9 protein-coding genes and 3 tRNA genes are annotated in these 8770 nt (G+C 66.1%); 1 reads left to right on the top strand and 11 read right to left on the bottom strand.

What is annotated here, in order from left to right; translation table 11 throughout:
- Nucleotides 1-2: 2 nt before the first annotated feature.
- From tuf to trpE, 11 genes are all read right to left on the bottom strand, one after another.
- Nucleotides 3-1193 (bottom strand): elongation factor Tu, encoded by a 1191-nt coding sequence (gene tuf, locus AC30PD_RS20585; protein WP_489537552.1) that lies wholly within the window; start codon nucleotides 1191-1193, stop codon nucleotides 3-5.
- A 54-nt stretch (nucleotides 1194-1247) separates the two neighbouring features.
- Nucleotides 1248-1322, bottom strand: a tRNA-Thr gene (locus AC30PD_RS20580).
- An 84-nt stretch (nucleotides 1323-1406) separates the two neighbouring features.
- A tRNA-Gly gene (locus AC30PD_RS20575) sits at nucleotides 1407-1480 on the bottom strand.
- A gap of 41 nt (nucleotides 1481-1521) precedes the next feature.
- Nucleotides 1522-1607, bottom strand: a tRNA-Tyr gene (locus AC30PD_RS20570).
- Nucleotides 1608-1617: 10 nt separating this feature from the next.
- Complete coding sequence (locus AC30PD_RS20565; RefSeq protein ID WP_489537551.1) at nucleotides 1618-2310, bottom strand: uracil-DNA glycosylase; 693 nt, start codon at nucleotides 2308-2310, stop codon at nucleotides 1618-1620.
- Nucleotides 2307-3095: an indole-3-glycerol phosphate synthase TrpC gene (gene trpC / locus AC30PD_RS20560; protein ID WP_489537550.1), complete on the bottom strand. Its 789-nt coding sequence runs from the start codon at nucleotides 3093-3095 to the stop codon at nucleotides 2307-2309. The genes AC30PD_RS20565 and trpC overlap by 4 nt, the downstream gene beginning before the upstream one ends.
- Nucleotides 3092-4126: an anthranilate phosphoribosyltransferase gene (gene trpD / locus AC30PD_RS20555; protein WP_489537549.1), complete on the bottom strand. Its 1035-nt coding sequence runs from the start codon at nucleotides 4124-4126 to the stop codon at nucleotides 3092-3094. The genes trpC and trpD overlap by 4 nt, the downstream gene beginning before the upstream one ends.
- 18 nt (nucleotides 4127-4144) lie before the next feature.
- Nucleotides 4145-5167: a low-specificity L-threonine aldolase gene (ltaE, locus tag AC30PD_RS20550; protein WP_489537548.1), complete on the bottom strand. Its 1023-nt coding sequence runs from the start codon at nucleotides 5165-5167 to the stop codon at nucleotides 4145-4147.
- Nucleotides 5164-5748, bottom strand: a complete 585-nt coding sequence (locus AC30PD_RS20545) for an aminodeoxychorismate/anthranilate synthase component II (protein WP_489537547.1) — start codon at nucleotides 5746-5748, stop codon at nucleotides 5164-5166. The genes ltaE and AC30PD_RS20545 overlap by 4 nt, the downstream gene beginning before the upstream one ends.
- Nucleotides 5749-5764: 16 nt before the next feature.
- Nucleotides 5765-6259 carry a DinB family protein gene (locus AC30PD_RS20540; protein ID WP_489537546.1) on the bottom strand — a complete coding sequence of 165 codons (495 nt, stop codon included), beginning with the start codon at nucleotides 6257-6259 and terminating at the stop codon, nucleotides 5765-5767.
- 1 nt (nucleotide 6260) lies between these two features.
- Nucleotides 6261-7745 (bottom strand): anthranilate synthase component I, encoded by a 1485-nt coding sequence (trpE, locus tag AC30PD_RS20535; protein ID WP_489537545.1) that lies wholly within the window; start codon nucleotides 7743-7745, stop codon nucleotides 6261-6263.
- Between the two features lie 367 nt (nucleotides 7746-8112).
- On the opposite strand from trpE, the gene AC30PD_RS20530 reads away from it, so the two are divergent.
- On the top strand, nucleotides 8113-8766 hold the full coding sequence (locus tag AC30PD_RS20530; protein WP_489537544.1) for a chalcone isomerase family protein: 654 nt from the start codon (nucleotides 8113-8115) through the stop codon (nucleotides 8764-8766).
- Nucleotides 8767-8770 lie beyond the last annotated feature (4 nt).

The following is an 8770-nucleotide window of genomic DNA, read 5'->3' as shown; positions in this document are numbered from 1 at the left end:
CCTTACTCGATGATCTTTGCCACGACGCCGGCGCCGACGGTGCGGCCACCTTCACGGATGGCAAAGCGCAGGCCTTCTTCCATCGCGATCGGGTTGATCAGCTTGACGGTGATGCTGACGTTGTCGCCGGGCATGACCATTTCCTTGTCCTTGGGCAGCTCCACCGCGCCCGTCACGTCGGTCGTGCGGAAGTAGAACTGCGGCCGGTAGTTGTTGAAGAACGGGGTGTGACGACCGCCCTCTTCCTTGCTCAGCACGTAGATCTCGGCCGTGAAGTGGGTGTGGGGCTTGACCGAGCCGGGCTTGCACAGCACCTGGCCGCGCTGCACGTCTTCGCGCTTGGTGCCGCGCAGCAGGATGCCGACGTTGTCGCCCGCTTGACCTTGGTCGAGCAGCTTGCGGAACATTTCGACGCCGGTGCAGGTGGTCTTCTGGGTCGGGGTGATGCCGACGATCTCGATTTCTTCGCCGACCTTGACGATGCCGCGCTCGACGCGACCGGTCACGACGGTGCCGCGGCCGGAGATGGAGAACACGTCTTCGACGGGCATCAGGAAGGCGCCGTCAACGGCACGCTCCGGGGTGGGGATGTAGGTGTCGAGGGCTTCGGCGAGCTTCAGAATGGCGCCTTCGCCGAGCTCACCCTTGTCGCCTTCCATGGCGAGCTTGGCGCTGCCGTGGATGATGGGGGTGCTGTCGCCGGGGAATTCGTATTTGTCGAGGAGCTCGCGCACTTCCATCTCGACGAGCTCGAGGAGCTCGGCGTCGTCGACCATGTCGCACTTGTTGAGGAAGACGATGATGTAGGGCACGCCGACCTGGCGGGCGAGCAGGATGTGCTCGCGGGTCTGGGGCATGGGGCCGTCAGCGGCGGAGCAGACCAGGATCGCACCGTCCATCTGGGCGGCACCGGTGATCATGTTCTTCACATAGTCGGCGTGGCCGGGGCAGTCGACGTGGGCGTAGTGCCGGTTCTTGGTCTCGTATTCGACGTGGGCGGTGTTGATGGTGATGCCGCGTGCCTTTTCTTCGGGCGCCGCATCAATTTGATCGTAGGCCTTGGCTTCGCCACCGAAGAGCTTGCTCAGCACGGTGGTGATGGCCGCCGTCAAGGTCGTCTTGCCGTGGTCCACGTGCCCAATGGTCCCCACGTTCACGTGCGGCTTGGTGCGCTCAAATTTGCCTTTTGCCATTTCATGTTCTCCAAGACAGCGGGCCCGCTTCTGAAAGCCCTACAAGGTTGCTTTTGGTGCCCATGGCGCGGATCGAACGCGCGACCTCTCCCTTACCAAGGGAGTGCTCTACCACTGAGCCACATGGGCACTGATCTCATCAAAATCAGTACAGGCTTGGCCACCAGAGCAACCAAGCCTGTGCTGACACTCTGCTACGCAAGAGCCTGCACATGGAGCGGGAGACGGGAATCGAACCCGCGTGATCAGCTTGGAAGGCTGGAGTTCTACCATTGAACTACTCCCGCTCGGGAGCACCACGTTCACGCTTCAAGATACGTTTTCGCCCTGGTGGAGGAGGCTGGATTCGAACCAGCGTACTCGTTAGAGGGCAGATTTACAGTCTGCTGCCATTAACCACTCGGCCACCCCTCCGAGGCGAACCTCAGACTATATCACGGGTGTTGAAGGTCGGATCGATGGCCCACCAGTCGACCACGTCTTGCGTGGCCACGAAGTGGCTGCCCCGTTTCATGAATTCGCGCCGGATGTCGTACGACGGATGCCGGTCCGCCAGCACCCGCGGCAGCGCCGCCGTCTTGGCCTTGGCAAAGAAGCCTTGCGCTTTCGACCCCCACAGCATGAAGATTGGCGGCGCGCTTCTTCGGCACAAATACTCGACAATCTGGATTGTGAGCACTTGCCAACCAACTTTGAGGTGGCTGCCGGCGGCGCCGATTTCGACCGTCAACGCGGGGTTCAGCAGCAGCACCCCCTGCGCAGCCCACGGATCGAGCTTCCAGACCGCCGGGGGCACGAAGCCCGGTCGGTCCTGGGCCAGCACCTCGAAGATGCGCCCGAGCGAGCGCGGCCTGCCCTGCCCGGCCGAAAAAGCCAGGCCGTCGGCGTGGCCCGCGGTCGGGTAAGGGTCCTGGCCGAACACCACGACTTTCACTTCGCCCGGCGCCACCAGGCGCAATGCACGAAACGGGTCGGGCGGGCCGATCGGGCGCGAACCGGAGGCTTCTGCCACTCGCCGGCACACATCGGCCCGCAAGGCCGGTGTCCAGCCCGGCAACACATCAGCCCAGGCCGGCGGCAACGTGTCGAACGCGGCCGGCAGATCGAGCGCGGTCACAGGAACAGCTTGGCTAGCGCCGCGCCCGGGTCTTCGGCGCGCATGAACGCCTCGCCAACCAGGAACGCATGCACGCCCGCCGCGCGCATGCGCTGCACGTCCGCCGGCCCGAGGATGCCGCTTTCGGTGACCAGCAAGCGCCCGGGCGGCACCTGCTCGAGCAGGCCGAGCGTGGTCGCGAGCGTGACCTCGAAAGTCCGCAGGTTGCGGTTGTTGATGCCGACCAGCGGCGTCTTCAGGCGCAACGCGCGGTCGAGTTCGGCGCCGTCGTGCACTTCGACCAGCACGGCCATGCCCAGTGCTTGCGCTTGCGCTTCCAGATCGGCCATCTGCGCATCGTCGAGGCAGGCTGCGATCAGCAAAATGCAGTCGGCACCCATCGCGCGGGCCTCGAACACCTGATACGCGTCGACCATGAAGTCCTTGCGCAGCACCGGCAAGGCGCAGGCCGCGCGCGCTTGTTCAAGGTAAGCCGTGCTGCCCTGAAAGAACTGCACGTCGGTCAGCACGCTCAGCGTGGCCGCGCCATGGCGTTCGTAGCTCGCGGCGATCTCGGCGGGCAAGAAATGCTCGCGCAGCACGCCCTTGCTCGGGCTCGCCTTCTTCACTTCGGCGATCACCGCGGCCGCGCCGGCGGCGATCTTGCCGCGCAAGGCGCCGACGAAGTCACGCTGACCACCCAGCGACTCCGCATCGCGCCGCAGCGACGCCAGATCGCGCTGGCGGCGCGCCAGAGAAATCTCGTCGCGCTTGACAGCGATGATCTTGTTCAGGATGTCGCTCATGCCTTGGCCAGTTCCTGCGTGCGCGCGACGAACTGCTTCTGCTTCGCCAGCGCCTTGCCCGAGGCCATCGCCTCCCGCGCCATCGCAACGCCTTCGACCATGCTCGTCGCCACGTTCGCGGCGTACAGCGCCACACCGGCGTTGAGCATCACGATGTCGCGGGCCGGGCCGGCCTCGTTGGCGAGCACCGAGTCCAGCAAGGCCTTCGACTGCGCCGGCGTCTCGACTTTCAAGGCGCGGTTGCTCGCCATCGTCAGACCGAAGTCTTCGGGGTGCACCTCGTACTCGTGGATGCCGCCGTCCTTGTACTCGCCGACCATCGTGGCCGCGCCGAGCGACACCTCGTCCATGCCGTCGCGCCCGTAGACCACGACGGCGTGTTCAGCGCCGAGCCGTTGCAACGCCCGAACCTGGATGCCGACCAGGTCGGGATGGAACACGCCCATCAGGATGTTCGGCGCGTCCGCCGGGTTCGTCAGCGGCCCGAGGATGTTGAAGATGGTGCGGATGCCGAGCTCCTTGCGCACCGGGCCGACGTTCTTCATCGCCGGGTGGTGGTTCGGCGCGAACATGAAACCGATGCCGGTGTCGGCAATGCAGGCCGAGATGGCCGCCGGGGTGAGCGTGAGCGGCACGCCCATCGCTTCGAGCACGTCGGCGCTGCCCGACTTGCTGCTCACGCTGCGGTTGCCATGCTTGCTGATGCGCGCGCCGGCCGCGGCGGCCACGAACATGCTGCAGGTCGAGATGTTGAAGGTGTGCGAGCCATCACCGCCCGTGCCGACGATGTCGACCAGGTGCGTGCGGTCGGCCACCTCGACCTTGGTCGAGAACTCGCGCATCACCTGCGCGGCGGCGGTGATCTCGCCGATGGTCTCTTTCTTCACGCGCAGGCCGACGAGCAGCGCCGCCATCATCACCGGCGACATCTCGCCGCTCATGATGCGGCGCACGAGCGACAGCATTTCGTCATGGAAGATTTCGCGGTGGTCGATCGTGCGCGTCAGCGCGTCGAGGTTGGTGATGCTCATCGGGGTTACCTCAGTCGTTCAGGCGGAAAGATGTTCGCGCACGGCCGCCACCGTGCGGTCGATGCCGGTGGCATCCACATCGAGGTGCGTCACGAAGCGCAGCTTGTACAGGCCGGTCGCCAGCACACCACGCGATTTCAGGTGTGCCATCAGGCCGGTGGCGCGCTCGCCTTGCAGGTCGGCGAAGACGATGTTGGTCTGCGGCGGCTCGACCGTCAGACCCGGCAGGCCTTGCAAGCCGCTCGCCAGGCGCTGCGCGAGCGCATGGTCGTCGGCCAGGCGGTCGACGTGGTGGTCGAGCGCGTGCAGCGCTGCCGCCGCCAGCAAGCCCGACTGGCGCATGCCGCCGCCGAGCATCTTGCGCCAGCGGTGCGCGCGTGTGATCAGTTCGCGCGGGCCGACGAGCGCCGAGCCGACCGGTGCGCCCAACCCCTTTGAGAAGCACACCGAGACGGTGTCGAAGTGTTGCGCCATCTCGCGCGCCCGAACGCGCGCGTCGCCGCCGAGCGCCACGGCGGCGTTGAACAGCCGCGCGCCGTCGAGGTGCGTGGCCAGGCCACGGCCGCGTGCGAGCGCGGTCGCGTCAGCGAGATACGCCATCGGCAGCACCTTGCCGCCGATCGTGTTCTCGAGCGCGAGCAGCCGGCTGCGCGCGAAATGCGAATCGTCGGGCTTGATCGCCGCCTCGATGTCCTTCGACGCCAGAGAACCATCGGGCTGATGTTCCAGCGGCTGCGGCTGCACGCTGCCGAGCACCGCGGCGCCGCCGCCTTCCCAGCGGTAGGTGTGCGCCATCTGGCCGACGATGTATTCGTCGCCGCGCCCGCAGTGGCTCATGATCGCGACCAGGTTGCTCTGCGTGCCGGTGGGCACGAAGATCGCCGCTTCCTTGCCCAGCAGTTCGGCGATGCGCGCCTGCAGCGCGTTGACGGTCGGGTCGTCGCCGAACACGTCGTCGCCGAGCGGCGCTGCCAGCATCGCAGCGCGCATGTCTGCGGTGGGCTGCGTCACCGTGTCGCTTCGCAAGTCGACGATCTTCATGGCCGCAGCTCCAGGAAATTTTTCAGCATCGCGTGCCCGTGCTCGGTGAGGATCGATTCGGGGTGGAACTGCACGCCTTCGAGCGGCGTCTTCGTGCCGGCGAGTTCGCGGTGGCGCACGCCCATGATCTCGCCGTCGAGCGAGGTCGCAGTCACGTCGAGCACCGGCGGCAACGAGGCACGTTCGATCACCAGCGAGTGGTAGCGGATCACCGTGAACTCTTTCGGCAGCGCCGTGTACACGCCACGCTCGTCGGTGCTGATCACGTCGGTCTTGCCGTGCATCTGGGTCTGCGCGCGCACCACCTTGCCGCCGAGCGCCGCACCGATGGCCTGGTGGCCCAGGCACACGCCGAGGATCGGCATCTTGCCGGTGAAGGCTTCGATCGCCGCGACGCACACACCGGCTTCGGCCGGCGAACATGGCCCGGGCGAGAGCACGAGCTGGTCGGGCCGCAGCGCGGCGATGCCCTGCACATCGATCTCGTCGTTGCGACACACGCGCACCTCTTCGCCGAGCTCGGCGAAGTACTGCACCAGGTTGTAGGTGAAGGAGTCGTAGTTGTCGATCATCAGCAGCATGCTCGGCCCCTTCGTCTCAGATGAGCTCGCGCCGCTGCGGCTCGGTGCGGTGCAGGTGCATGGTGAACAGGTCGCGCGGCGGCGCGACCGACAGGCGCTTCAGCATCTGCCCGACCTCGCCGCGGTGGTAGCTGCCGTGCGTGAGCACATGCGCCAGCATCTCTTCGCGCGTCATGCGGCCACGCAGGCCGTCGGTGAACACGAAGTCCACGGCCTGCGCCAATTGTTCCGGCGCCAGCGTGCCGGCCCGTTCGACGAACCAGAGGTCGGTCTCGTGCACGCCGGCGCGCAGCGCGTCGAGCGCGGGCATCTCGGGCGTGTTGGTCGCGGTGTAGCCGTGCGGCTCACCCTGCAGATGCGCCTTGAAGATCCGGTCGACGACGAAGATGTGGTTCAAGGTCCGGATCGCATCGGCACGGTCGCCCGGCGCGACGCGCTCGAGCACCGTGAAGAACTCTTCGTTGATCGCCGCCTTCTGGCGGAACAACGATTGCAACAGTGTGGCGCCCATCTCAGAAACCCTCCTCGACCAGTTCGGCAGCACGAATGAGCGCGCGCGCCTTCGCTTCGGTCTCTTTCCATTCCATCTCGGGGCTGGAATCGGCCACGACCCCGGCGGCCGCCTGCACGTAGAGCACCTGGTCTTTCACGATGCCGGTGCGGATCGCGATCGCCACGTCCATGTCGCCGGCAAAGCTCAGGTAGCCGCAGGCGCCACCGTAGATGCCGCGTTTCACCGGTTCGAGCTCGTCGATGATCTCCATCGCCCGCACCTTGGGCGCACCGGTCAGCGTGCCGGCCGGGAAGGTGGCGCGCAGCACGTCGAGGCTGCTCATGCCGTCTTTCAGCAGGCCTTCGACGTTGCTCACGATGTGCATCACGTGCGAGTAGCGCTCGACCGTGAAGGCCTCGGTCACTTTCACGCTGCCGGTCTTCGCGATGCGGCCGATGTCGTTGCGCGCCAGGTCGATCAGCATCACGTGTTCGGCACGCTCCTTCGGGTCGCCCTTCAGCTCGGCTTCGAGCGCCTTGTCGATCTCTGGCGTGGCGCCGCGCGGGCGCGTGCCGGCCAGCGGCCGGATCGTCACCTTGTCGCCTTCCGGCGTGTGCTCCTGGCGCACCAGGATCTCGGGCGAAGCGCCGACGATCTGGAATTCACCCATGTCGTAGAAGTACATGTAGGGCGAAGGGTTCAGCGAACGCAACGCGCGGTAGAGGCTGAGCGGCGACTCGGTGTAACGCTTGCGCAGGCGCTGGCCCACCTGCACCTGCATCATGTCGCCGGCGGCGATGTATTCCTTGGCGCGCAACACGGCGGCGATGTAGGCCTCCTTGCCGAACTCGCGCTCCACCCCGTGCGAGGCGCCGCGCTTCACGGCCGGTGCGGTCACGCTGTACTTCAGCTTGTCGCCCAATTCGGCCAGGCGGCGCTTGGCGTTGTGGAAGGCCTCGGGCTGCCCCGGGTCGGCATACACGATCAGGTACAGGCGTCCCGACAGGTTGTCGATCACCGCCAGTTCTTCGCACTGCAGCAGCAGGATGTCGGGGGTGTCGATGCCGCCGGTCTTGTGCGTCTTCGCGAGCTTGGGCTCGATGAAGCGTACCGCGTCGTAGCCGAAGTAACCCGCCAGGCCGCCGCAGAAGCGCGGCATGCCGGGCCGCAGCGCCACCTTGAAACGCTTCTGGTAGGCGGCGATGAAGTCGAGCGGGTTGCCCTCGTTCACTTCGACCACCTGCCCGCTCGTCACCACCTCGGTCTTGAAGCCGGTGGCGCGCAGCAGCGTGCGCGCCGGCAGGCCGATGAACGAATAGCGCCCGAAGCGCTCGCCCCCGACCACCGATTCGAGCAGAAAGCTGTGCTTGCCACCGCCACTGGCGTAAGCGAGTTTCAGGTACAGCGAGAGTGGTGTCTCGAGGTCGGCGAAAGCCTCGGCGATCAGCGGAATGCGGTTGTAGCCTTCGGCGGCGAGGCTCTTGAATTCGAGTTCGGTGATCACGGGTCAGGGCCCTCCAAAGCCCGGCGGGAACGGCAGCCAATCGAATGGCAAGACACGTGGCCCGCGTGATGATTTCTTGTCGGTGGGTTCGGCCGGCGTGGCGCCAGCCGGTGGAGCCGAGGGCGCGCCGGAAGGTCTGAAACCCGGCACCGCCTGCAGCAAACTAAACCAGCGCCGAAGCGGCGCGAAGCGGGCCCCGCCAGGGCCAGGCTCCCCGGTCGTGCGACCCTTTGGTTGGTTTGCGCGTTGAAAACATGGGCCAAAGTGTAGCAGCGAGGGTTCAACCGGGGCGGCGCCCGCCCATAGCGTGAAAACGTTGCTGGACAGCGCGCGCAGCGCTGGCCACACTGGGACACATTTGGGGCCGATGCGGTCCCGTTTCTTTTTTTGGAGGTGTGCCGTGTTCCGACACGCGACTGTCATTTCTGCCACGATCCTTTCCGCCCTGCTGCTGACGGCCCCGTTCACCGCCCTGGCCCAGGTCACCGAAGTGGGCGGCGTCAAATACGAAGCGAGCGAACAGCTCGCCAACAGCAAGATGGTGCTCAACGGCGCCGGCATTCGCTACAAGGCCATCTTCAAGGTCTACACCGCGGGCCTGTACCTCGGCACCAAGGTCGGCTCACCCGAAGAGGTGTACGCCGCCCCCGGCCCGAAGCGCATGCACATCGTGATGCTGCGCGACATCGACGCCAACGAACTCGGCAAGCTCTTCACCCGCGGCATGCAGGACAACGCGCCGCGCGAAGAGTTCTCGAAGTCGATCACCGGCACGCTGCGCCTGAGCGACATCTTCTCGGCCAAGAAGAAGCTCGCCGCCGGCGAGTACTTCTACGTCGACTGGGTGCCGGGCACCGGCACCACGATCGTCGTCAACGGGAAGCCCGCCGGTGAGCCCATCAAAGAGCCTGAATTCTTCACCGCGCTGATGAAGATCTGGCTCGGCAAATCGCCGGCCGACGCGCAATTGAAGAATGCCCTGCTCGGCAAGGCTGCGCCGACGCGCGACATGAACAACTGAGGCG

The organism is Rhizobacter sp. (genome assembly GCF_032229685.1).
Classification (GTDB): domain Bacteria; phylum Pseudomonadota; class Gammaproteobacteria; order Burkholderiales; family Burkholderiaceae_C; genus LMDS01.
This window is presented reverse-complemented; position numbering and strand designations above follow the sequence as displayed.